Source organism: Streptomyces sp. NPDC019531 (genome assembly GCF_044903305.1).
Taxonomy (GTDB): Bacteria; Actinomycetota; Actinomycetes; order Streptomycetales; family Streptomycetaceae; genus Streptomyces.
Window position 1 is genome coordinate 70,182 of sequence record NZ_JBJDQL010000019.1, and the last position, 23,241, is coordinate 93,422.

The window sequence follows — 23,241 nt, forward strand, 5'->3', positions numbered from 1 at the left end:
GGCACGAAGGGTGCCTACGCCACTGTACGTCCGGCCCGCAGGCGTCAGCTCCGGGGCCAATCCTCACACGATCGGATGAACGAACGTCGAAGTGTGCGATCGTCTGCTCACTCTCCGCTACATTCGCGCCGTTCGCAGAGGCCATAAGGGCTGCTCACAGGCAATCCGGGCCAGTCAACGGCCTGGAAGGCAGGAGACCGCACCGCAGATGACGGAACGACCCGCGCAGCGCACGCCCAACCGACAGCTCGCCGCGCTCATCGCAGAAGCGGGGTTCTCCAACGCGGGTCTCGCCCGACGCGTGGATCAGCTCGGACTCGAACACGGGCTGGATCTCAGATACGACAAGACATCCGTCACCCGGTGGCTGCGCGGGCAGCAGCCCCGGGGCACCACGCCCGCCCTCATCGCCGAGGTCTTCACCCGCCGTCTCGGCCGCCGGCTCTCCGCGCAGGACCTGGGCCTCGACGCCTGCGCGCCCGTCTACGCCGGACTGGAGTTCGCCGCGGGTCCCGAGGAGGCCGTCGACATCGTCAGCGGGCTGTGGCGCAAGGACTCCGGCAGCCACGCCGAGCTGCGCAAGATCGCCTTCACCCCGGCCGGCCTGGTCGTCCCCAGCCGCGACTGGCTGATCGGCCGCCCCGACGACGGGGTCGCCCGCGGTGAGCCCGCGGTCCGGGTCCCCCTCCCGGGCCGCCCGGTCCTGCCCCGGCAGCGGGGTCAGGCCGAGCGCGGGCCCGGCCAGAAGGTCACCGGGGGCGACATCGCCGCGCTCGGCTCGGTCGGCGAACTCTTCCGCACCCTCGACGACCAGTACGGCGGCGGGCACGCCCGGCAGGCGCTGGTGCGGTATCTGGAGCACGAGTGCGAGCCGATGCTGCGCGGCACGTACGGGGAGACGACCGGGCGCAGGCTGTTCGCCGCGGCGGCGGACCTGACCCGGCTCGCGGGCTGGACGTCGTACGACATCGCCGCGCACGGGCTCGCCCAGCGGTACTTCGTGCAGGCGCTGCGGCTCGCGCAGGCGGCCGGGGACCGGGCGTACGGGGCGTACGTCCTGGTCACGATGAGCCGGCAGGCCGTGTATCTGGGGCACGGCCGGGAGGCGATCCAGCTGGCCCGGGTGGCGCAGCAGGGGGTCGGCACGAACGCGCCACCGGTCGTGCAGGCGCTGCTGCACTCGGCGGAGGCGCGGGGGCACGGGGTGCTGGGGGAGGTGCGCGTGTGCACGGCGTCGCTGGTCCGCGCGGAGCGGGCGCTGGAGGCGGCGCGGCCCGGCGACGAAGTCCCGCACTGGGCGCGGTTCTTCGACGAGGCGCAGCTGGCGGACGAGTTCGGTCACTGTCACCGGGATCTGCAGCAGTTCCGGGCGGCGGCGCAGCACGCCGAGCGCTCGCTTCAGCTGCGGGCGCCCGCGTATGCGCGCAGCCGGCTGTTCTGCCGGGTGGTGCTTGCCTCCGCGCGTCTGGGGCTGGGTGAGCTGGACCAGGCCTGTGCATTGGCCGCGGAGGCTGCCGGACAGGCGGCGGAGATGCGGTCGGTGCGGGCGGTGGAGTATGTGCGGGACTTCGAGCGGCGGTTGGAGCCGTACAAGGATGCGGCGCCGGTGCGGAGTTATCGCGACAAGGTCGCCGCACTGCAGTAGGCCGTCTCGCCGTAACTCCGTACCGTTGTATGCCGAGTGCTGCGCCGTCGTGGCTTGTCGCGCCCGCGCGGCGGAGCCGCATATGGATACAGCCCCGCGCCCCTCAAGGGGCGCGGGTGACCGTCATGCTGCCTGAGCTGTTGGAGTCGGGTCTGCTCGGTGTGCTCCCAGGTCCGTCAGGATTGCCGTCGATGCCCGGTGCGCCGAGTGCAACGCCCCCTGCACCGTGCTCGTGTCGCGGTGGTCGCCGCAGACGTACAGGCCGGCCAGCAGGCGTACCGGGCGGCGCAGGTCGTGTGGGGGGCGCATGGAAGGGACCGCTTCTCGGGTGTGGTGGACCGCCAGCGTCTCCCAGCGGTGCGTCGGAGTGCCGTAGAGGCGGGCCAGGTGGGTGCGGACGGCCGTGTCCAGGTCCGGTGGCGGGTTTCCCAGGACCGTCGACGACACCAGCACCCGTCCCGCGGGGGCCCGGCTCGGGTCGACCTCGCTGATCACCGTTGTGTGGGCCACCGGGCCGCCCCGGTCCGCGTCCAGCAGCAACGCGGCACCTGTGCGCGGCGGTTCGTCCGTCGTGTGGTGGACGACCGTCACCGGGTGGAAGTCCGGCACCCGCAGACCGGGGAGCAGCTCGGCCGCCGCCCGTGCGTCCGTCGCCAGCAGCACCGCCCGGCACTGGATCTCGCCGTGCTCCGCCGTGGTCACCGATGTCGTCGCGACGGACGTGACCCGCACCCCCGTGTGCACGGTCCCCGTCGGCAAGGCCTGGGCGAGCAGCTCCGGAAGCATCTCGGCGCCGCCCTCCGGCACACACAGCCGCCCGCTCGCGAAGGATCGCAACGCGAGGTCCGCGCACCGGCTGGACGTCGTCAGCGCGGGGTCGCAGAGCAGGGCCGCGAGCAGTGGACGCAGGAAGCCGTCGATCGTGCGGGCCGGCAGCCCCCGGGTCGCGAGCGACTGCCCGGCGGGCAGTTCGGGACGGGCCAGGAGCCGTTCCACGGGCATGTTCGCGAGCCGGCTGAGCGCGGCCCCGAGCCGGGCCTGATCGACCGCGCCCCCGAGCGGCGCGACCCCGCGGGCGCCCCTGGCCCCGGCCGCCGACGCCGATCCCGGCACGGCTCCCCGAGGGGCGCTCGCCAGGGCGCGCACCGCGTGCAGCGCGCCCCTTGCGCTCCCCGCGCCCGCCGGAGCGTCCACCCGGTGGTGACGCCCGTCGCCGTGCAGCAGGACCGCCGGTGCGAAGGGGCGCAGCACGAGCCCGTCGAGCCCGGGGGTCAGCCGTAGTTCGGGGTACGCCGTGGACAGCAGCTGTCCGATCCGGTCGAGCCGGAAGCCGTCGACCTTCTCCGTCGCCATGCGGCCGCCCACACAGGGGGCGCCCTCCAGCACCGCGACGGTCATTCCTGCGCTGGTCAGCCGATGCGCCGCGGAGAGCCCGGCGACCCCGGCTCCCACGATCACGACATCCGCCTGGTACGCGGGCTCAAGCACGTGCCCCTCCTCGACGTTGCGCGGCAGGTGGGGACGTGATGCCCCCAACAGGCCCCGGGGATACCCGAGTTCGGGTCGAGGGTAGGGCCGTGATCGGTCAGGAACAGTCGCGCATCGACAGGGCACGGTCGCACACCGGTCGCATGTCGTCACAGACGGTCGCCAACGTCGTACGACATCACGCGCGGCCGTCACCGACGTCGGGCCGTGACCTCACGCCGCCGCCCGGATCGCGCCGTCGATGTCCGGGAACGCGAACGTGAACCCCGACTCCAGCAGCCGCGTCGGACGCACCCGCGCGCTGCCCAGCACGTCCCCGGCCATCTCGCCGAGCACGCCCCGCAGCACCGGCGCGGGCACCGTGAAGAGCGTGGGCCGGTGCAGTACCCGCCCCATCGCCTCGGTGATCTCACGGTTCGTCAGGGGGTGTGGCGCGGTGAGGTTGAACGGTCCGGACAGTCCGTCGGTCTCCAGGAGATGACGGATCGCGGCCACCTCGTCGTGCAGCGCGATGAACGACCAGTACTGCCGTCCGTCGCCCAGCCGGGCGCCGAGCCCCGCCTTGAACAGCGGGAACAGCCGGCCCCAGGCCCCGCCACCACGGCCCACCACCAGACCGGTGCGGGTGAACACGGTCCGTACGCCGGCCTGTTGGGCGGGCGCGGCCGCCCCCTCCCACTCCACGCACAGTTCGGGCAGGAAGCCCTCCCCGGCGGGCGAGTCCTCGTCGACGACCCGGTCGCCGGTCTCGCCGTAGTACCCCATCGCGCTGCCGTTCACGAAGACCCGCGGCGGCTCGTCCAGCGAGGCGACCGCCTCGGCGAGGGCCTTGGTGCCGAGCACCCGGCTGCACCGGATACGGGTCTTGTACGCATCCGTCCAGCGCCGCGAACCGACGCCCGCACCGGCGAGGTTGACCACGGCGTCGCACCCGGCGAGCCCGGCCGCGTCCACCTGTCCCGCCTCGGGGTCCCAGCGCACCTCGTCCTCGCCGCTTGGCTCCCGGCGCACCAGCCGCACCACCTCGTACCCGTCCGCGGTCAGCGACCGCACCAGAGCCGAGCCGATCAGTCCGGACGCCCCTGCCACCGCGATTCTTGAAAGTTGCATGACCTCATCCTGCCTGGTGGGTGCGTAAGAGCGATGTCTGGTTCCGGTACCCCAGTCATAGGGTGACGGTCATGTCCCAGCTGTCCATACGGTCCGCCCTGCCCGACGACGAAGAGGAGCTGGCCCGCCTCGACCGGGCCGAGTGGTCGCCCCTGCACGAGGTCCTGCCCCGGCAGCAGCCGCCGTACCGGCCCTTCTTCGACGAGCGCCACCTCCCCGACGACTGCCTGGTCGCCGAGGCCGACCGGCGCATCCTCGGATACGTCCGTCTCGGCTTCCCCACCGGGCTCGACGCGAACGCCCATGTGCGCCAGATCCAGGGCTTCGTCGTCAGCGCACAGGCCCGCGGCCGGGGCGTCGGCCGGGCCCTGATCCGCGCGATCACTCAGGAGGCCCGCCGCCGCGGCGCCCGCCGCCTCACCCTGCGCGTCCTCGGCCACAACATCCCGGCCCGCGCGCTCTACGAGTCCGAGGGCTTCGCGGTCGAGGGGATCCTGCCCGAGGAGTTCCTGCTGGCGGGGGAGTACGTCGACGACGTGCTCATGGGGCGCCGTCTCTGACGACCTGGTCGGCCGCGGCGGTCGTACGGCGTCTGCGCACCACCAGAAAGAGCGCGCACCCCGCCACGAGCAGTGAGACAAGGAAGAACACGGGCACGGGAGCCTCCACGAAACGACGAAAAGGGAACCGGCCCTCTCATCATCCGCGAGGCCGCCCCGCTAGGAGGTGACCAGCTCGCCCGTGTCCACCGGATCCGTCGAGTCCGCCGCCTTCTGGGCGTCGCCGGCGACCTCGTCGGCGGTCAGGACGTAGCCCGTCTCGTCGTCGGAGGTGGAGCGGGCGAAGACCACGCCGTAGACCTTGCCCGAGGTGGTCAGCAGCGGACCGCCGGAGTTGCCGGGGCGGACGGTCGAACGGATCGAGTAGATCTCGCGGGTGACGATGGCGTCGCTGTAGATGTTCTGCCCGTTCGCCTTCACCCGGCCCGCCACCGTGGCCGCCTGGAGGTTCAGATCGCCGTCCTGCGGATAGCCGGCGACGACCGCGGAGTCGCCCCGCGCCGCGCTGTCGTCGAAGCGCAGGACCGGCGCCCGGAGCTCCGGCACGTACAGCACGGCCACGTCCTTGTCCGGATCGAAGAGCACCACGCGTGCCTCGTACGCCTGCCCGACCCCGCCGATCCGCACGCTGGGCGCGTCGATACCGGCCACCACGTGGGCGTTGGTCATCACATGCTGCGGCGCGTACACGAAACCGCTGCCCTCGCGGCCCTGGGTGCCCGAGGCACCCTCGATCTTGACCGTGCTGAGCTTCGCCGCGTTGGTGGCGGCCGCCGTGACGCTGTCGCCGGTGGGCTTGGCGACCTCGGCCGTCGACTCGTTCTCGAACGGGTTGAAGACCTGCGGGAAGCCCGCCTCGGTGAGCGCGGAGGTGGCCCGCGAGAACCAGGAGGGAGTCGTGTCCGGCATCGAGTCCTGGACGGCGCCGAGCAGCGCCGAGTCCCGGATGGCCGTGGTGACCAGCGGGGACGAGGAGGCGCCCAGGACACTCGCGGCGACCCACGCCACGATCAGCACCGCCACCGAGTTGGCGACGGCCCCGCCGACCCCGTCGGCCACCCGCAGCGGCCCCTGGTCCAGTTCCCGGCGCAGCCTGAGCGCCAGCCGCCCCGCCAGCTCGTGTCCCACCGCCGCCGGGACCAGCACCGTCAGCACCGCGGTCACCGTCGCGGACGTGCTCCCCGGTGCCACCAGATCCATCATCCACGGCAGCACCCACACGCCCACGACCGCGCCGCCCACGAACCCGGCGAGCGAGACACAGCCGGCCACCAGGCCGCGCCGGTAGCCGGAGGCCGCGTAGGCGGCGGTCACCAGCAACAGCAGGATGTCGAGCAGGTCCACGTGGCCGCCTTTCTCTCAGATCCCTTAGTACGCGGGCGAGGGGCTCAGTGATCAGTCACGCGCGCGCGTGCCGCCCGGAACCGGCCACGCGCGCGTGCACCTGGGAAAACGCCGCGGACCAGGACGATGGTTCCACCGGGTGGCACACCACACATCGCGGACGGAGGAGATCCGGCCGACAGTGGAACCATGCGTGTCCGAAGATCGCGGGGGGCGCGAGGACGGCGGGCGGCCCGAATACGCCACGCGGTCCGCACAGGCCTCTCGGCCTCCGTGCGGCCCGCGACCTTCCTACGACGGTTCGCGGCACGGCCCCCGGGGCGTGCCACCCGGCTACCGCGCCCCCTCGTACTGCTGCTGGCCTGTGTGCCAGGACTCACCGCCGTCCTCGTCCTGGCACTGTGCGCCACCGGTGTCGAGCGCACGGCCGCGGCCGGACCCGCGCGGACCGCCGCGGCGGCCCGGCACGGACTCGCCCCGCACACCGCGGCCCGGCCGCACATCGTGCCGAGGCAGGTGTGGGCGAACGGCACCGGCGAGGCGAACAGCGCCGCCCGCACCCCGCCGCCCCCGCGCTACGACGACAAGGTGGTCGCGGTCTTCGTCCACCACACCGACTCGCCCAACGACTACGACTGTGCCGACGCGCCCCGCATCATCCGCTACCTGGCGGAGGGCCAGACCGGCACCCGGGACTGGGACGACATCGGCTACAACTTCCTCGTCGACCGCTGCGGCACCATCTACGAGGGCCGCGCGGGGGGCGTCGACCGTCCCGTCACCGGTGCCCACACCCAGGGCTTCAACCACCGCACGGCCGGCATCGCCGCCCTCGGCACCTTCACGGCCGGTGTCACCGTCCCACGGGAGATGACCGAGGCGATCGCCGCCCTGGCAGCCTGGAAACTGGGCCTCGCGGACATCGACCCGCGCGCCACCGTCCGGCTGACCTCCAGCAACAGCCTCAGCCGGTACGCCGCCGGCACCACCGCGGGCCTGCCCGCCCTCGCGGGCCACGACGACGGCTACACGACGACCTGCCCGGGCGCCGCCCTCAGCGCGCTGCTGCCACAGATCAGGGAACGAGCGGCCCGGTTGCAGGGCAGGACGTGACCCGCCGAGCCGGACGTCACCTGCGCCCGAGATAGACCCGCAACGCCCGCTGGAGCACCTTGCCCTGGATGCCCACCGGCCGTTCCCACTCCCCGAAGTACTCGACGACCCGGCCGCCCGCCCCCGTCTTGAAGCGGAGCCGGCCCAGCAGACGGTCCCCGGTGAGGGAGGGCGTGACGGAACGCAGGTCGTACGTCTCGCCGCCGGCCGCCCGCGCATCGCACAGCATCCGCCACAACAGCGCGCTGCTGGGCCGCAGTTCCCGCCCCCGGCGGCCGGACGCGGCGTAGGAGTGCCAGACCCGGGAGCCGACGTTGATCATCAGCGCGGCGGAGAGCACCTCGCCGTCGTACTCGGCGAGATAGAGCCGCAGCCGGTCGGAGTCCTCGGCGTTCAGCGCCTCCCACATGCGCCGGAAGTACTCCGGAGGCCGGGCCCGGAAGCCGTCGCGGGCGGCGGTCGCGGCGTAGAGGCGGTAGAAGTCGGGCAGGTCGGCGGCGGTGCCCCAGGAGACCCGGACGCCCGCCGACTCGGCCGTGCGCAGGGACTGCTCGAAGTGGGGTGCGAGAGCCTCCCGCAGTTCGTCCACCGAGCGGTTCGTGAGCGGTATGTGACAGCCGTAGCGCGGCTGGCCGGGGCCGAAGCCGCTGTCCTCGTTCTCCGCGCACCGCCGCCATCCGAGCTGCCGCAGCCGCTCTCCGGTGTCCAGGGCGTACCCGTCGACACCGGCGGCGGGCAGGTCGCGCAGATGACGGGCGTCGGGGTCGGCGAGGCCCGCCGTCACGGTGTCCGCGTCCCAGTGGCGCACGACGACCGGCGGCCCGATCCGGACCGAGAACGCCCCCTGCTGCTCCAGATGCGCGACCAGGGGATCCAGCAGGCGTTCCGGGCGCGGGGCGCGCCAGTCGATCGCGGGCCCGTCGGGGAGGTAGGCGAGAAAGCGCCGGGTGCCGGGCAGCGGCCGGTACAGCACGAGTGCCGTCGCGAGCATCGTCTCGCCCTCGAACCAGCCGACGCTCTCCGCGAGCCAGTCGGGCTTCACGTCGGCCCACTCGGGAATCTGGAGATGGCTCGCGTCGGGGTGCAGCCGCAGGTGGGCGAGATGGTCCTCGCGCGTGATCTCGCGCACGTACGGGCTGGTCATGGGCGGGGTGCTCCTGTTCGGGGCGGCCACGGTAAGCCGGGGGCCACGGCGCTGGTCAAGAGTCCGAGGCCTCACAGGTTTCTCGTAGGCCACTCAAGGATCACGCCGAAGCGGCCGCCCTATCGTCATGCACACGCACTGACTGGAGGTGGGGAAGAAATGAACAGCAGTCACACCGACACCACGGAGAAGACCACCGGCTGGACCGGGAGCGCCCGCGGTCCCTGGGCGGTCGTCTGCGCCGTCGCGGCCGTGCTCCTCGGCCCGGCCGCCGTCACCGCGAACGCCCTCGACCAGGCCAACGCGGCCCCGATGCACCACGCGGTGAGGGCCGACCAGACGCAGGCCTACATCCCGACGGACACAACCCGCCGCCGGTCCACGACGACGGCCTGAGCGGCGTGCGGGCGGCTGGGCCGGGCGCGTCCGACGGGCGGATGGTTCGGGCCGGGAGTGCCCGGCGCGCGGGCGGGTGGCCGGGCGGGGAGGTGTCCGACGGGCTGGTGGCCGGGCCGGTAGGCGTCCGGCTGACGGATGGTCGGGCCGGAATGTCCGGTGGGTGGGTGGCCGGGCGGGTCTCAGTCCCTGAACCGCTCCCACAGCTTGGGACAGCGCTCCGTCAGCACCCGGCGCTCTCCAGGTCGACCGGCCAGCGCCGAGTGGCTCGGAGGCCGCGGGCGGGATGCCCAGGTCGGGTGCGATGGTCTCGGTGAGCTGTTCGTAGGGCCTCGTCGGCCTGCAGGCGGGTGGCCGGGCCGGGAGTGTCCGCTAGGGCGGACGGCCGGACGCGGAGGTGTCTCGCGGATGGGTGGCCGGGCCGGGAGTTGTCCGGCTGACGGATGGTCGGGCCGGGAGTGTCATACGGACAGGCGGTCGGACGCGGAGGTGTCCCGCGGGCGGGCGGCCGGACGGGGAAGCCGACCGGCGGGCGGACGGCCGGACGCGGAGGTGGCGTGTGGGTGGTCCGGCCGGGTCTCAGCTTCTGAACCGCTCCCACAGTTTGGGATAGCGCTCCGCCAGTGCCTGGTCGCTCTCCAGGTCGACCGGCGTGCCGAGCGGCTCGGAGGCCGCGGGTGGGATGCCCAGGTCGGGTGCGACGGTCCCGGTGAGCTGTTCGTAGGCCTCGTCGGCCGAGTAGCCCAGTTCCTCGCCGTCGCCGTCGATCTCCTCGTCGAAGTCGGCCAGGATGTCGGCGAGCGAGTCGGGGTCGTGCACCGCGCCCTCGTACACCTCGCGGCCCTGGCCGATCAGCCAGCACCGGAAGAAGTCGAAGGCGTCGTCGCTCGCCCCGTCCAGCAGGATCCAGGCGGCGCCCCACAGGTCCCAGGTGTACGCGCGGTTGTAGCGGGCCTCGAAGTGACGGGCGAAGTCGAGGACCATGTCCGGGTCCAGCGCCAGGAGCCGGTCCACGAGCAGGTCGGCCTGCTCCTCGGGGTCACCCTCGGCGGCCTCGCGGGTGGCGTCCACCAGCTCCCAGAACTCCGTCTCGTCCATCACGGGTCCAGCATCGGGCCTCGCGCGGTGGGGCGCACGTGGAGTGCGGCGGATTGTTATGTCCCGTACAGACGGCCCAGTCGTGTCGCGTCGTCGACGAAACGCGCCCGCAGGCTCTCCGGCGCCAGCACCTCCACCTCCGGTCCGAGCCCCGTGAGCTGCGAGTGGGCGACCTTCTCGGACTCCACGGGGAGCGTCACGGTCAGCCATCCGTCCTCGTCCGGGGTGCCCGCCGCCGCCAGCGCCTCCCGGGCGGAGGCGGGATCGACGGCGTACGGCAGTCTCCGCACCCCGTCGCCGGAGAGCCGCACCACCGCCTCGGCCCGCAGGATCGACCTCGCGAACTGCTCGGCCCGCTCCGCCCAGAAGCCGGGCAGGTCGAACTCCTCGTCCCGTACGAAACGGTCGGCGCCGGCCTCCACCGCCGTGAACCGGTCGATCCGGTACACCCGGAAGGAACCGTTCTCCACGACCCGTGCGCACACGTACCAGACCCCCGCCTTGAGGACGAGCCCGTACGGCTCCAGCTCCCGCTCCACCTCGGCCTCCCGGCTCCGATAGCGCGCGGTGACCCGTCTGTCGTCCCACACCGCGTCCGCGACGGCGGGCAGCAGCCCGGGCACCTTGGGCTCGGTGAACCAGTTCGGCGCGTCGAGATGGAAGCGCTGAGCGGCCGTACGGGAGGCGTCGCCGAGGGAGGGCAGGAGAGCGGCCGACACCTTCAGCCGGGCGGCGGAGGCCGCGTCCTCCAACCCCATCTCGCGCAGCGCCCCCGGCACACCGGAGAGGAACAGCGCCTCTGCCTCGCCCCGCGCCAGCCCGGTCAGCCGCGTCCGATACCCGCCGATGAGCCGATACCCCCCGGCCCGCCCCCGGTCGGCGTACACCGGAACTCCCGCCTCCGACAACGCCTGCGCGTCCCGCGTCACCGTCCGCTCCGACACCTCCAGCTCCCGCGCCAGCTCGGCGCCGGTCATGGAGGACCGGGACTGCAGAAGCAGCACCATCTTGATCAGGCGGGCAGCGCGCATGGGGCCATGATGCCCGGGGCCACTGACAGCGAAGGGGTACGGCGGCCGCCGTACCCCTCCATCGAAGCTCAGGCCCTTACAGCCCGTACTTCTCGCGTGCTTCCTTCACCGCCGTCGCCTTGACCTCGCCGCGGCGGGCCAGCTGGGCCAGGGCCGCGACAACGACCGACTCGGCGTCGACGCCGAAGTGGCGGCGGGCGCCCTCGCGGGTGTCGGAGAGGCCGAAGCCGTCCGCGCCGAGCGAGGACCAGTCCTGCTCGACCCACTGCGCGATCTGGTCCGGGACCTGGCGCATGTAGTCGGAGACCGCGAGGACCGGGCCGTCCGCGCCGTGCAGTGCCTGGCGGACGTACGGCACCCGCTCCTCACCGCGCAGCAGGGCCGCGTCCGCCTCCAGGGCGTCCCGGCGCAGCTCCGTCCAGGAGGTGGCGGACCAGATGTCGGCCGCGACCCCCCACTCCTCGGCGAGCAGCCGCTGGGCCTCCAGGACCCAGTGGATCGCCGTACCGGAGGCGAGCAGCTGGATGCGCGGGGCGTTGGCCGCGGCCACGCTGATGCCCGCCGACTCGACCGTGTTGAAGCGGTACAGGCCCTTGACGATGCCCTCGTCGATGCCGGGCCCGGACGGCTTCGCCGGCTGCGGGATCGGCTCGTTGTAGACGGTCAGGTAGTAGAAGACGTTCGGGTCCTCACCGGGGGCCGCCTCGCCGTACATCCGGCGCAGACCGTCCTTGACGATCGTCGCGACCTCGTACGCGAACGCCGGGTCGTACGACAGCGCCGCCGGGTTGGTCGCCGCGATCACCGGCGAGTGACCGTCCGCGTGCTGCAGGCCCTCGCCCGTCAGCGTCGTACGGCCCGCGGTGGCGCCGACGAGGAAGCCTCGGCCGAGCTGGTCGCCGAGCTGCCACATCTGGTCGGCCGTGCGCTGCCAGCCGAACATCGAGTAGAAGATGTAGAACGGGATCATCGCCTCACCGTGCGTGGAGTACGCGGTGGACGCGGCGATGAAGTCGGCCATCGAACCGGCCTCGGTGATCCCCTCGTTGAGGATCTGGCCGTTCTCGGCCTCCTTGTAGTACATCAGCTGGTCACGGTCGACCGGCTCGTACGTCTGGCCCTTGGGGGAGTAGATGCCCAGGGACGGGAAGAGGCTCTCCATGCCGAAGGTGCGCGCCTCGTCCGGGACGATCGGCACCCAGCGCTTGCCCGTCTCCTTGTCGCGGACCAGGTCCTTGATCAGACGGACGAAGGCCATGGTGGTGGCCACGTTCTGGGAGCCGGAGCCCTTGTCGAAGGAGGCGAACGCCTTCTCGGCGGGGGCCGGCAACGGCGCCACCGGGTGGACCCGGCGGGCCGGGGCGGGACCACCGAGAGCGGCCCGGCGCTCCTGGAGGTAGCGCACCTCGGGGGAGTCGGCGCCCGGGTGGCCGTAGGGAACGACCCCGTCGACGAACTGGCTGTCCGAGATGGGCAGTTCGAGCAGGTCCCGCATCGTCCTGAACTCGTCCACCGTCAGCTTCTTCATCTGGTGGTTGGCGTTCTTCGACGCGAAGCCCTCGCCGAGGGTGTGGCCCTTGACCGTCTGGGCCAGGATCACGGTCGGCGCGCCCTTGAACTCGACTGCGGCCTTGTAGGCGGCGTACACCTTGCGCGCCTCGTGGCCACCGCGGGAGAGGTGGAAGCACTCCAGGATCTTGTCGTCGGACAGCAGCTTCGCCATCTCGACGAGCGCCGGGTCCTTGCCGAAGAAGTCCTGGCGGATGTAGGCGGCGTCGCGCGTCTGGTACGTCTGCACCTGCGCGTCGGGTACCTCGCGGAGCCGTCGTACGAGAGCGCCCGTGGTGTCGAGCCGGAACAGCTCGTCCCAGGCGTTGCCCCACAGCGTCTTGATGACGTTCCAGCCGGCGCCGCGGAACTGGGCCTCCAGCTCCTGCACGATCTTGAAGTTCGCGCGGACCGGGCCGTCGAGGCGCTGGAGGTTGCAGTTGATGACGAAGGTCAGGTTGTCGAGACCCTCGCGGGAGGCGAGCGCGAGTGCCGCCGTGGACTCCGGCTCGTCCATCTCGCCGTCGCCGAGGAAGGCCCAGACGTGCGAGGCGGAGACGTCCTTGATGCCGCGGTTGGTCAGGTAGCGGTTGAAGCGCGCCTGGTAGATCGCGGAGAGCGGGCCGAGGCCCATGGAGACCGTGGGGAACTCCCACAGCCAGGGGAGGCGGCGGGGGTGCGGGTACGACGGGAGGCCGTCCCCGCCGGACTCGCGGCGGAAGTGGTCGAGGTGATGCTCGTTCAGCCGGCCGTCGAGGAAGGCGCGGGCGTAGATGCCGGGGGAGGCGTGGCCCTGGATGTAGAGCTGGTCGCCGGACCCGTCGGCCTCCTTGCCCTTGAAGAAGTGGTTGAAGCCGGTCTCGTAGAGCCAGGCCGCGGAGGCGAAGGTGGCGATGTGGCCGCCGACGCCGTATTTGGAGCCGCGGGTGACCATCGCGGCCGCGTTCCAGCGGTTCCACGCGGTGATCTTCCGCTCCATCTCCTCGTCACCGGGCGCGGACGGCTCGGCGGCGGTGGGGATGGTGTTGACGTAGTCCGTTTCGAGGAGCTTCGGCAGCGCGATGCCGTTGCCCTCCGCCCTCTCCAGCGTGCGGCGCATCAGGTACGCGGCACGGTGCGGGCCGGCCGCCTTGGCGACCGCGTCCAGCGAGGCCTGCCATTCGGCGGTCTCCTCGGGGTCCCGGTCGGGGAGCTGGTCGAGCTCGCTCGGCTGGATGGCGTAGGGGTCGGTCATGTCGCCGCCTTCCTCAGTCGAAGGGGTTCCCTCAATCAGGCAGGGTTTCGGGGGTGCCCTTTGTCTTTGGCAGGACAGGGCGGAGGGCCCCGGTAAGGGCCCGTCGGCGACTCTAACCCCCTGATCGATGATCGATCAAAGGGTTGAAGGGCAAAACCTCTCTATTGCGAGAAAGTAGGCACGGGGTGTCTCCACGGAAGACACCGGGTGCCGTGTTTTCGAAGAGTTTTCGCAGGTGAGCATGGGTCTGCTCGGCTGCTCAGGCCCGCGGCGCGCAGCCCAGGACATGCGCCTTCACGATCTCCGGGATCCGCGGGTCCCGGCGCTTGAACGCCGCCACCAGCTCCTCGTGCTCCTCCGCGTACGACTGCTGGACCGTGCCCAGCCAGCGGATCGACAAGGCCGTGAAGACCTCGATGCCCAGACCCTCCCAGGTGTGCAGCAGCACGGAGTTGCCCGCCGCCCGCACCAGCTCACGGTGGAAACCCACGGTGTGCCGCACCTGCCCGGTCCCGTCCGACTCCCGGTCCGCCTCGTACAGCGCGAGAACATGCGGCTCCAGCGCCGAGCAGTCCTGCGCCAGCCGCTCCGCCGCCAGCTCCGCCGCGATCGCCTCCAGACCGGCCCGGACCGGGTAACTCTCCTCCAGGTCGGCCGCCGTCAGGTTCCGCACCCGTACGCCCTTGTTCGGCGCGGACTCGATCAGCCGCAGCGACTCCAGCTCGCGCAGCGCCTCCCGCACCGGCGTCTGACTGACCTCCAGCTCGGTGGCGATACGGCGCTCCACGATCCGCTCACCCGGCTGCCAGCGCCCGCTGACGATTCCCTCCACGATGTGCTCGCGGATCTGTTCGCGCAGCGAGTGGACGACGGGCGCGGTCATGAGGGCTCCTTAAGGGCGTTTGACGTTTAGACAATAAGGCCGAGGGCCCGTCCGGGAGGGGCGCACGGGGGCGCTTTCATGCAGGTGAGACGAGGCTTACACGCTCCCAGCCCCACGACTTCTGTCAAGAGACGGAACCCCGCGGCCCTGAGAAGTGTCGCGTTCCTCAGGGGTTCCCACGCGGGGCGCCCCTTCGCACCACAGGGGGACGCATGCACATCGGGGGACGACGGGGACTGGCCGTCGCGGCCGTGATCGGCGCGATCGTCGGCTTGGCCGGCTGCGGACAGCCGGCCGCACGGGCGACGGCCGAGGCGACACCGAGCCGCACCGAAGCGATCACCAACATGGCGGGTCCGACCCAGGGCGGCGGCGCCGCCTGTGTGTTCGTCAAACCCGACGGCGCCCAGAAGTTCGGCCATGTCGGCTGGGGCTTCAGGGTCCCGGGCACCGGCCGCTGGGTCTACGGCGCCGTCGAGAACCCCAGCGGCAAGTTGTACACCCCGCCGGGCGGCGACATCGGAGCCTGGCACGCCGAGGGGTCGTACAAACGCATGCTCAGCGAGATGTCCACGGACGCGCACTACCCCGGCACCTCCGAACACCCCTACAGCCGTTACCGCTGCACGAAGTCCTCGACGCACGCCGTGAACAACGCCCGAGCCATGATCCGTACGGTCGAGGCCCGCGGGTTCCTCGTCGGGGTCGACCCGAGGACCGGCAAGCTCACCTCGCGGGACTGCCTGGACGCGACGTACGACGTTCTGAAGGCCTACCGAACTTGGCATCTGACCCGCGCGCCCAAGCTGTCCGTCCCCAACGTGTGGGTGGAGGAGCTGTGGGGCTGGTCGGACAGGCCGTTGACACCCAGGTGAGGAAAGGCCGGTGCCCCCGACCGGAAACCGGACGGGGGCACCGTACGAGTGCCTTACAGACCGAGCTCGACCTCGAACTCGCCCGCCTCCAGGATCGCCTTGACCGCGGTCAGGTAACGGGCCGCGTCGGCGCCGTCCACCAGACGGTGGTCGTAGGAGAGGGTCAGGTAGGTCATGTCGCGGATGCCGATGACCGTGCCCTCCTCGGTCTCGATGACCGCCGGGCGCTTGACCGTGGCACCGATGCCGAGGATCGCGACCTGGCCCGGCGGCACGATGATCGTGTCGAAGAGCGCGCCGCGCGAACCGGTGTTGGAGATGGTGAAGGTCGCGCCGGACAGCTCGTCGGGCGTGATCTTGTTGGCGCGGACCTTGCCGGCCAGCTCCGCCGTGGCCTTCGCGATGCCGGCGAGGTTGAGGTCGCCCGCGTGCTTGATGACCGGGGTCATCAGGCCCTTCTCGGAGTCCACCGCGATACCGATGTTCTCGGTGTCGAAGTAGGTGATCGTGCCTTCGCCCTCGTTGATCTTGGCGTTGATGGGCGCGTGCGCCTTCAGCGCCTGGGCCGCGGCCTTGACGAAGAACGGCATCGGGGAGAGCTTGACGCCCTCGCGGGCCGCGAAGGAGTCCTTGGCCCGGCCGCGGAGCTTCATCAGACGCGTGACGTCGACCTCGACGACCGAGGACAGCTGCGCCTGCTCGTGCAGCGCCTTGACCATGTTGTCGCCGATGACCTTGCGGATGCGCGGCATCTTGACGGTCTGGCCACGGAGGGGGGAGGCCTCCAGGGTCGGCGCCTTCTTGGCGGCGGCGGCAGCCGGAGCGGCAGCGGCGGGAGCCGGAGCAGCTGCGGCGGCCTTCGCGGCCTCGGCGGCGGCGATGACGTCCTGCTTGCGGATACGGCCACCGACGCCGGTGCCGTTGACGGCGGCGAGGTCGACGCCGTGCTCGGCGGCGAGCTTGCGCACCAGCGGGGTCACGTAGGCGCCGTCGTCACCGGAGGTCGCGGCAGGAGCCGGGGCCGGGGTGACCGGGGCGGGCGCCGGGGCCGGAGCGGCGGGCGCCGGGTCGGGAGCCGGAGTCGTCTGCTGCTGCGGGGCCGGAGCCGAGGGCGCCTGCGGGGCCGGAGCCGGAGCCGGAGCCGGAGCGGGCGCCGGAGCCGCGGGGGCGGCCGGGGCGGGAGCCGGAGCGGGAGCCGGGGCCTCGGCAGCCGGAGCCGGAGCGGCGGGGGCCGGGGCAGCGGCCGGAGCCGCACCCGGAGCGCCGATGACGGCGAGCTTCGCGCCGACCTCGGCGGTCTCGTCCTCGCCGACCACGATCTCCAGCAGGACACCGGCGACCGGCGCCGGAATCTCGGTGTCCACCTTGTCGGTGGAGACCTCGAGCAGGGGCTCGTCCTCCGCGACCTCCTCGCCGACCTCCTTCAGCCACCGGGTCACGGTGCCCTCGGTGACGGACTCGCCGAGCGCGGGCAGGACGACGTCCGTGCCCTCGGCGGAGCCGCCGCCGGAGGCGGCCTCGGCGGTGGGAGCGGGCGCGGGGGCGGCCTGCTCGGTGGACGGGGCGGCCGCGGCCGGCTCGGGGGCGGGCTCGGCGACCGGCTCGGCGGCCGGAGCCGGGGCAGCGGCGGGGGCGCCGGTGCCGTCGTCGATCACGGCCAGCTCGGCGCCGACCTCGACCGTCTCGTCCTCGGCGACCTTGATGGAGGCGAGGACGCCGGCGGCGGGGGAGGGGATCTCGGTGTCGACCTTGTCGGTCGACACCTCCAGCAGGGGCTCGTCGGCCTCTACGCGCTCACCCTCGGCCTTGAGCCAGCGGGTGACAGTGCCCTCGGTGACGCTCTCGCCGAGCGCCGGAAGGGTTACGGAAACCGCCATGGTTTCGGTTGCTCCTTACGAATTGCGGAAGTCTGAGTACGTCGCTTCGTCGACCGAGGGTCAGTCGTGCGAGTGCAGCGGCTTGCCGGCCAGGGCCAGGTGGGCCTCGCCGAGCGCCTCGCTCTGCGTCGGGTGGGCGTGGATGAGCTGCGCGACCTCGGCGGGCAGCGCCTCCCAGTTGTAGATCAGCTGGGCTTCGCCGACCTGCTCGCCCATGCGGTCGCCGACCATGTGGACGCCGACCACGGCACCGTCCTTGACCTGGACGAGCTTGATCTCGCCCGAGGTGTTCAGGATCTTGCTCTTGCCGTTGCCCGCGAGGTTGTACTTCAGAGCGACGACCTTGTCCGCGCCGTAGATCTCCTTGGCCTTGGCCTCGGTGATGCCCACGGAGGCCACCTCGGGGTGGCAGTAGGTCACCCGCGGAACGCCGTCGTAGTCGATCGGAACGGTCTTCAGACCGGCCAGACGCTCCGCAACCAGGATGCCCTCGGCGAAGCCGACGTGCGCGAGCTGGAGGGTGGGGACCAGGTCACCGACGGCGGAGATGGTGGGCACGTTGGTGCGCATGTACTCGTCGACCAGAACGTAGCCGCGGTCCATGGCGACGCCCTGCTCCTCGTAGCCGAGACCGGCGGAGACGGGCCCGCGGCCGACGGCCACCAGCAGCAGCTCGGCCTCGAACTCCTTGCCGTCGGCGAGGGTGACCTTGACACCGTCCTGGGTGTACTCGGCCTTCGAGAAGAACGTGCCCAGGTTGAACTTGATGCCGCGCTTGCGGAACGCGCGCTCAAGAAGCTTGGAGGAGCTCTCGTCCTCAAGGGGGGCGAGGTGCTTGAGGCCCTCGATGATCGTGATGTCGGTCCCGAAGGACTTCCAGGCGGAGGCGAACTCGACGCCGATGACACCGCCGCCGAGGACGATCGCGGACTTCGGCACACGGTCCAGGACGAGGGCGTGGTCCGAGGAGATGATCCGGTTGCCGTCGATTTCCAGGCCCGGCAGCGACTTCGGTACTGAGCCGGTGGCGAGCAGGATGTGGCGGCCCTGAATGCGCTGGCCGTTGACATCGACCGACGTGGGGGAGGAGAGCCGCCCCTCACCCTCGATGTACGTCACCTTGCGGGAGGCGACAAGCCCCTGAAGCCCCTTGTACAGGCCGGAGATCACACCGTCCTTGTACTTGTGGACCCCCGCGATGTCGATGCCCTCGAAGGTGGTCTTCACACCGAACTGCTCGCTCTCGCGGGCCTGGTCGGCGATCTCGCCCGCGTGCAGCAGGGCCTTGGTGGGGATGCACCCTCGGTGCAGGCAGGTGCCGCCGACCTTGTCCTTCTCGATCAGGGCGACGTCCAGGCCCAGCTGCGCCCCGCGCAGGGCCGCGGCGTAACCGCCACTACCACCGCCGAGGATCACTAGGTCGAAAACGGTGCTGGCGTCGTTCGCCACGTCACGTCCTCCATGCATGTGCGCCGTACGCCGGTCTCCAGTGACCGCGCGGCGGCTGGTGTCCGGCCGCTCTTTCTTCGGCCCTGTGTGGGGGCCCTGTCCTGCCGAGCCCCATCTTCGCACTTGTCAGCACTGAACGAGACGCCGGGCCGGGGTGTGAGACACCACACGCTCACATGAGAAGGACAGCTCCGGTGAGACTTTCAACAGGGGCCACGGTGAGACACCCACGGGCGCGGGGCCATATCGATATGCGGCTCCGCGGCGTGGGCGCGATCAGCTCTCATGCTCGCAGTGGGACGAAGGCCGCGGTGAGACACCCACGGGCGCGGGGCCATATCGATATGCGGCTCCGCGGCGTGGGCGCGATCAGCTCTCATGCTCGCAGTGGGACGAAGGCCGCGGTCGGACACCCAGGGGCGCGGGGAACTGCGCGATCAGCCCCCACGCCCCTGCACCCGCCGTACGACCGATGGCACCGAGCTATCAGGCGGACGTCACCCCAGGTCCCCGGCGCCCACAAGCTCCGCCAGCCGCACCAACGTACGCACGGCAGACCCCGTCCCGCCCTTCGGCGTGTATCCGAACGGCCCCCCGTCGTTGAACGCCGGCCCCGCGATGTCGAGGTGCGCCCAGGTGATCCCCTCACCCACGAACTCCCGCAGGAAGAGCCCGGCGACCAGGCCACCGCCCATCCGCTCACCCATGTTCGCGATGTCGGCGGTGGGAGAGTCCATCCCCTTGCGCAGATGCTCCGGCAGCGGCATCGGCCAGGCAGGCTCCCCGACCTCCTCCGCGGCCTCGTACACCGCCGTACGGAACGCGTCGTCGTTGGACATGATCCCGAACGTCCGGTTCCCCAGCGCCAGCATCATCGCGCCGGTCAGCGTCGCCACATCCACGATCGCGTCCGGCTTCTCCGCCGACGCGGCCCACAGGGCGTCCGCCAGCACCAGCCGGCCCTCGGCGTCGGTGTTGAGCACCTCCACCGTCTTGCCGCTGTACATCCGCAGCACGTCACCGGGCCGCGTCGCCGAACCGGACGGCATGTTCTCGGCCAGCGCCAGCCACCCGGTCACATTGACCTCAAGGCCCAGACGCGCGGCGGAGACCACGGCCGCGAACACCGCCGCCGCCCCGCTCATGTCGCACTTCATCGTCTCGTTGTGGCCCGCCGGCTTCAGCGAGATACCGCCCGAGTCGTACGTGATCCCCTTGCCGACCAGCGCGAGATGCTTCTTCGCCTTGGACGAGGTGTACGACAGCTTCACCAGCCGCGGCCCCGACGTCGACCCCGCGCCGACGCCGAGGATGCCGCCGTAGCCGCCCTTCTCCAGGGCCTTCACGTCGAGCACCTGCACCTTGAGGCCGTGCTCCTTGCCCGCGGCCTGCACGATCGAGGCGAAGGCCTCGGGGTTCAGGTCGTTCGGCGGCATGTTGATGAGGTCGCGCGCGCGGTTGAGCTCCTCGGCGACCGCGACGGCCCGGGCGAGCGCGGCCTTGTACGCGGCGTCCCGCGGCTTGCCGCCCAGCAGTACGGCCTCGGCGAGCGGCGCCTTGCCGTTCTTGGCCTTGGCGGCGTTGTCCGAAGGCGCGGTCCCCTTGTAGGCGTCGAAGGAGTACGACCCGAGCAGTACGCCCTCGGCGACCGCGCCGACGTCGGCGGCGTCGCCCAGCGGCAGCACGAACGCCGCCTTCTTGGAGCCGGCCAGGGCGCGGGCGGCGATACCGGCGGCCTTGCGCAGCGCCTCCGCGGCGAAGGCGGAGTCCTTCTCGGGCTCGGCGCCCAGGCCCACCGCCACCACGAGGGGGGCCTTGAGGCCGGACGGCGCGGGCAGCTTCGTCACCTCGCCCTCGGCGCCGGAGGCACCGAGGGTCTCCAGGACGCCGGCGAGCCTGCCGTCGTAGGCCTTGTCCACGGCCTCGGCGCCGGGTGCCACGGCCGGGCCCTTCGCGCCCTTGGCGACACCGATCACGATCGCGTCGACCCGCAGGCCGGGCGCCGCGGAGGTGCTGAGAGTGAGAGCAGTCACGGTGGTGAATTCTCGCTTCCGATGTGAAGTTGCTGGGGTCGAAAAGGGTGGGTCGACCGGGCCCGACGGCCGACCCTGTTTCTTGTCGAATACGGATCCCGATCGGGGCCTTCACCCCTGCCGGCTACCACCCGGGACGAGCCTACGCTCGGGTCGGCCGTCGATCATTCCCGCCGGTGTTCACCTGCCGGTGGCAGCGTGGCCACTTCTCGATCCCCGTCCCCGGTGAGGTGGGTCACACTCGTCTGGTTCCGGCGAGCCTACCGCTCGCCTCTTTGCATCATTTCCACAGAACCCCCTTGCTTTGAGCGCAAGGGGGTGTTTTTTGGGGAGGGGACGACCCATGGCACACAGAAAGCGTTGGAGAACCACTGCCGCCTTGATGGCCGCCGCGGGGCTGATGGCCCTCGGAGCGGGCACTCCCGGAGCCTCGGCGGCCGAGGAGCCGCGCATCGACCTGAGAGTGCTGGTGGTGGACAACGGCGACAGCCCGGTCGAGGCCATCACCGCCCAACTGGACAGCACCGGCGTCCCGTACACCACGATCGACCTGAACGACACGACCCGCCCGACCGTCACCGCGGCCTTCCTCAGCGACACCGTCGACGGCACGCCGCGGGCGAAGTTCCAGGGCGTGGTGCTGCCCAACGAGGCCCCGTTCGGCACGGGTTCGGCCGAGCAGACCGCCCTGGAGGCGTACGAGACGACGTACGGCATCCCGCAGGTCGACGCCTACACCTGGGCGCACCCGGAGGTGGGCCTGGACTACAGCGCGTACGCCGGGACGCTGGACGGGCGGGAGGCGGACGTCACCGCGGCCGGCGGGGCGGGGTATTTCGGCTATCTCGACGGTGCTTTCGCCTTTGAGGACAACTCCGCCTCGGTACAGGAGAGTTACGGCTTCGTGGCGACGCCTCGAACCGGCTTCACCAGCTATGTCGACACCGCAGTGCCCGGCGGATCGGGCCGCGGCAGCCTGGTCGGTGAATACGCCCACGACGGGCGCCGCGAACTCGTCGTGACCTTCGCGTACAACCAGTACCAGGAACAGTTCCGGTTACTTGCCCGCGGCATTGTCGAATGGCTGACTCAGGGCGTACACCTCGGACAGAGCCGCAACTATCTTGCTGTGCATGTCGATGACGTCTTCGCGCCCGACAGTCGCTGGGACACCGAACGCAACTGCACACCCGGCGACTTCGACTGCGTGGGCGGTGACGGTGAGGGGACCACGCCGATCCGTATGACCGCGGCCGACGCCCAGTACGCGGCGCAGTGGCAGCAGGAGCACGGCTTCACGTTCGACATGGTCTTCAACGCCGGTTCCGGCGAGGAGTGGAAGGAGGAGAACGGCGGCACGGACGCCCTCGCCGACCAACTGCTCGCGGACAAGGCGCAGTACAGGTGGGTCAACCACACCTACACGCACCAGTACCTCGGCTGCGTCCAGGACACCACCACCGTGCCGTGGAGCTGTGCGAAGAACGCCGACGGCTCGACCCAGTACATGAGCCAGGCCGACATCTCGTCGGAGATCTCGAACAACTACGACTGGGCGCTCGCCCACGGACTTCCGGTCGACCGCTCCGAGCTGGTCACCGGCGAGCACTCGGGCCTGAGGAGCCTGCCCCAGCAGCCCGACGACAACCCGAACCTGGCCGGGGCGCTGGCTGCCAACGGTATCGAGTGGACCGCCTCGGACAACTCCCGTGAGCCCGCGCAGCGTTCGGTCGGCACCAGCACCCTGACCGTGCCGCGCTACCCGATGAACGTCTACTACAACACCGGCACCGACGCCGAGATGGTCGACGAGTACAACTGGATCTACACCTCGGCGGCCGACGGCGGCAGCGGCATCTGCGAGAACAACCCGACGTCCACCTGCCTCGACGACCCGCTCGACGCGGCCACCGGCTACGACGAGTACATCGTCCCGCAGGAGGCCCGCACCGCCCTCGGGCACGTCATCTCGAACGACCCGCGCCCGCACTACGCCCACCAGTCCAACCTGGCCGAGGACCGCATGCTGTACCCGGTCCTCGACACGGTGCTGGCCGACTACCAGGCGCTGTTCGCCGACAACACCCCGGTACAGAACCTCGCGCAGGCCGCCATCGGCACCGAGCTGCAACGCCGTGGCGCCTGGAAGGCAGCCGTCGACGGGGGGAACGTCACGGCGTACCGGATCGGAAACATCGTCACCGTCACCGCACCCTCCGGGACGCGGATCCCGGTGACCGCACCGGAAGGGACCACCCAGCAACTCCTTCTCGGCACCGCCGCGTTCGGGACGCCGTACGCGGGGCAGCGCTCGGCCTGGACCACGCCGGAGCTGCTTCAGGACGCTCTCACGCTGAACCTGCCTGCCTGAAGCACAGCGCAGCACAGCACGCACCCCGGTCCCCCACGGCCG

General features: G+C 71.4%; 17 protein-coding genes. 6 read left to right on the forward strand and 11 right to left on the reverse strand.

Going from position 1 to position 23,241, the window contains the following annotated elements:
• Window positions 1-208 precede the first annotated feature (208 nt).
• Window positions 209-1,645, forward strand: coding sequence for a regulator (locus ACI2L1_RS22490; RefSeq protein ID WP_404741117.1), 1,437 nt, complete (start codon window positions 209-211; stop codon window positions 1,643-1,645).
• Between the two features lie 123 nt (window positions 1,646-1,768).
• Here the strand turns inward: ACI2L1_RS22490 and ACI2L1_RS22495 are convergent, their stop codons facing one another.
• Window positions 1,769-3,133 carry an NAD(P)/FAD-dependent oxidoreductase gene (locus ACI2L1_RS22495; protein WP_404741118.1) on the reverse strand — a complete coding sequence of 455 codons (1,365 nt, stop codon included), beginning with the start codon at window positions 3,131-3,133 and terminating at the stop codon, window positions 1,769-1,771.
• Window positions 3,134-3,346: 213 nt separating this feature from the next.
• Window positions 3,347-4,243 (reverse strand): TIGR01777 family oxidoreductase, encoded by an 897-nt coding sequence (locus tag ACI2L1_RS22500; protein WP_404741119.1) that lies wholly within the window; start codon window positions 4,241-4,243, stop codon window positions 3,347-3,349.
• 71 nt (window positions 4,244-4,314) lie between these two features.
• On the opposite strand from ACI2L1_RS22500, the gene ACI2L1_RS22505 reads away from it, so the two are divergent.
• Complete coding sequence (locus ACI2L1_RS22505) at window positions 4,315-4,803, forward strand: GNAT family N-acetyltransferase (protein WP_404741120.1); 489 nt, start codon at window positions 4,315-4,317, stop codon at window positions 4,801-4,803.
• 159 nt (window positions 4,804-4,962) lie between these two features.
• On the opposite strand, the gene ACI2L1_RS22510 is transcribed toward ACI2L1_RS22505, so the two are convergent.
• Window positions 4,963-6,147 (reverse strand): MarP family serine protease, encoded by a 1,185-nt coding sequence (locus ACI2L1_RS22510; RefSeq protein ID WP_404741121.1) that lies wholly within the window; start codon window positions 6,145-6,147, stop codon window positions 4,963-4,965.
• Window positions 6,148-6,273: 126 nt separating this feature from the next.
• Here ACI2L1_RS22510 and ACI2L1_RS22515 point away from each other — a divergent pair, with 126 nt between their 5' ends.
• Complete coding sequence (locus ACI2L1_RS22515) at window positions 6,274-7,260, forward strand: peptidoglycan recognition protein (protein ID WP_404741122.1); 987 nt, start codon at window positions 6,274-6,276, stop codon at window positions 7,258-7,260.
• A 16-nt stretch (window positions 7,261-7,276) separates the two neighbouring features.
• On the opposite strand, the gene ACI2L1_RS22520 is transcribed toward ACI2L1_RS22515, so the two are convergent.
• Window positions 7,277-8,404 (reverse strand): lipid II:glycine glycyltransferase FemX, encoded by a 1,128-nt coding sequence (locus ACI2L1_RS22520; protein ID WP_404741123.1) that lies wholly within the window; start codon window positions 8,402-8,404, stop codon window positions 7,277-7,279.
• Window positions 8,405-8,563: 159 nt separating this feature from the next.
• Here ACI2L1_RS22520 and ACI2L1_RS22525 point away from each other — a divergent pair, with 159 nt between their 5' ends.
• On the forward strand, window positions 8,564-8,800 hold the full coding sequence (locus tag ACI2L1_RS22525; RefSeq protein ID WP_404741124.1) for a hypothetical protein: 237 nt from the start codon (window positions 8,564-8,566) through the stop codon (window positions 8,798-8,800).
• 579 nt (window positions 8,801-9,379) lie between these two features.
• Here the strand turns inward: ACI2L1_RS22525 and ACI2L1_RS22530 are convergent.
• From ACI2L1_RS22530 to ACI2L1_RS22545, 4 genes are all read right to left on the reverse strand, one after another.
• Window positions 9,380-9,898 carry a DUF4240 domain-containing protein gene (locus ACI2L1_RS22530; protein WP_404741181.1) on the reverse strand — a complete coding sequence of 173 codons (519 nt, stop codon included), beginning with the start codon at window positions 9,896-9,898 and terminating at the stop codon, window positions 9,380-9,382.
• Window positions 9,899-9,954: 56 nt separating this feature from the next.
• Window positions 9,955-10,929, reverse strand: coding sequence for a helix-turn-helix transcriptional regulator (locus tag ACI2L1_RS22535; RefSeq protein WP_404741125.1), 975 nt, complete (start codon window positions 10,927-10,929; stop codon window positions 9,955-9,957).
• 76 nt (window positions 10,930-11,005) lie between these two features.
• Entirely contained in the window at window positions 11,006-13,711 is a 2,706-nt protein-coding gene (gene aceE / locus ACI2L1_RS22540) for a pyruvate dehydrogenase (acetyl-transferring), homodimeric type (protein ID WP_404741126.1), read from the reverse strand.
• A 259-nt stretch (window positions 13,712-13,970) separates the two neighbouring features.
• Window positions 13,971-14,594 (reverse strand): GntR family transcriptional regulator, encoded by a 624-nt coding sequence (locus ACI2L1_RS22545; RefSeq protein ID WP_404741127.1) that lies wholly within the window; start codon window positions 14,592-14,594, stop codon window positions 13,971-13,973.
• Between the two features lie 212 nt (window positions 14,595-14,806).
• Between ACI2L1_RS22545 and ACI2L1_RS22550 the strand changes: the two genes are divergently transcribed.
• The gene (locus ACI2L1_RS22550; protein WP_404741128.1) at window positions 14,807-15,469 is read left to right on the forward strand and encodes a hypothetical protein; all 663 of its coding nucleotides are present in this window, start codon (window positions 14,807-14,809) and stop codon (window positions 15,467-15,469) included.
• Between the two features lie 53 nt (window positions 15,470-15,522).
• On the opposite strand, the gene sucB is transcribed toward ACI2L1_RS22550, so the two are convergent.
• The 3 genes from sucB to ACI2L1_RS22565 form a co-directional block, all read right to left on the reverse strand.
• Window positions 15,523-17,346, reverse strand: a complete 1,824-nt coding sequence (sucB, locus tag ACI2L1_RS22555; RefSeq protein ID WP_404741129.1) for a 2-oxoglutarate dehydrogenase, E2 component, dihydrolipoamide succinyltransferase — start codon at window positions 17,344-17,346, stop codon at window positions 15,523-15,525.
• Window positions 17,347-17,406: 60 nt separating this feature from the next.
• Window positions 17,407-18,795: a dihydrolipoyl dehydrogenase gene (gene lpdA, locus ACI2L1_RS22560; RefSeq protein ID WP_404741130.1), complete on the reverse strand. Its 1,389-nt coding sequence runs from the start codon at window positions 18,793-18,795 to the stop codon at window positions 17,407-17,409.
• A gap of 497 nt (window positions 18,796-19,292) precedes the next feature.
• Complete coding sequence (locus tag ACI2L1_RS22565) at window positions 19,293-20,828, reverse strand: leucyl aminopeptidase (protein WP_404741131.1); 1,536 nt, start codon at window positions 20,826-20,828, stop codon at window positions 19,293-19,295.
• Window positions 20,829-21,171: 343 nt separating this feature from the next.
• On the opposite strand from ACI2L1_RS22565, the gene ACI2L1_RS22570 reads away from it, so the two are divergent.
• On the forward strand, window positions 21,172-23,199 hold the full coding sequence (locus ACI2L1_RS22570; protein ID WP_404741132.1) for a hypothetical protein: 2,028 nt from the start codon (window positions 21,172-21,174) through the stop codon (window positions 23,197-23,199).
• The last annotated feature ends 42 nt before the right edge of the window (window positions 23,200-23,241 follow it).

Excerpts from the sequence above, each read along its gene's own strand:
- ACI2L1_RS22570 (WP_404741132.1), top strand. The coding sequence starts at position 21,172 with ATGGCACACAGAAAGCGTTGGAGAACCACTGCCGCCTTGATGGCCGCC.
- ACI2L1_RS22550 (WP_404741128.1), top strand. The coding sequence starts at position 14,807 with ATGCACATCGGGGGACGACGGGGACTGGCCGTCGCGGCCGTGATCGGC.
- ACI2L1_RS22500 (WP_404741119.1), bottom strand. The coding sequence starts at position 4,243 with ATGCAACTTTCAAGAATCGCGGTGGCAGGGGCGTCCGGACTGATCGGC.
- ACI2L1_RS22515 (WP_404741122.1), top strand. The coding sequence starts at position 6,274 with ATGGTTCCACCGGGTGGCACACCACACATCGCGGACGGAGGAGATCCG.
- ACI2L1_RS22525 (WP_404741124.1), top strand. The coding sequence starts at position 8,564 with ATGAACAGCAGTCACACCGACACCACGGAGAAGACCACCGGCTGGACC.
- ACI2L1_RS22545 (WP_404741127.1), bottom strand. The coding sequence starts at position 14,594 with ATGACCGCGCCCGTCGTCCACTCGCTGCGCGAACAGATCCGCGAGCAC.
- sucB (WP_404741129.1), bottom strand. The coding sequence starts at position 17,346 with ATGGCGGTTTCCGTAACCCTTCCGGCGCTCGGCGAGAGCGTCACCGAG.
- ACI2L1_RS22505 (WP_404741120.1), top strand. The coding sequence starts at position 4,315 with ATGTCCCAGCTGTCCATACGGTCCGCCCTGCCCGACGACGAAGAGGAG.
- ACI2L1_RS22535 (WP_404741125.1), bottom strand. The coding sequence starts at position 10,929 with ATGCGCGCTGCCCGCCTGATCAAGATGGTGCTGCTTCTGCAGTCCCGG.
- ACI2L1_RS22530 (WP_404741181.1), bottom strand. The coding sequence starts at position 9,898 with ATGGACGAGACGGAGTTCTGGGAGCTGGTGGACGCCACCCGCGAGGCC.
- aceE (WP_404741126.1), bottom strand. The coding sequence starts at position 13,711 with ATGACCGACCCCTACGCCATCCAGCCGAGCGAGCTCGACCAGCTCCCC.
- ACI2L1_RS22490 (WP_404741117.1), top strand. The coding sequence starts at position 209 with ATGACGGAACGACCCGCGCAGCGCACGCCCAACCGACAGCTCGCCGCG.
- ACI2L1_RS22520 (WP_404741123.1), bottom strand. The coding sequence starts at position 8,404 with ATGACCAGCCCGTACGTGCGCGAGATCACGCGCGAGGACCATCTCGCC.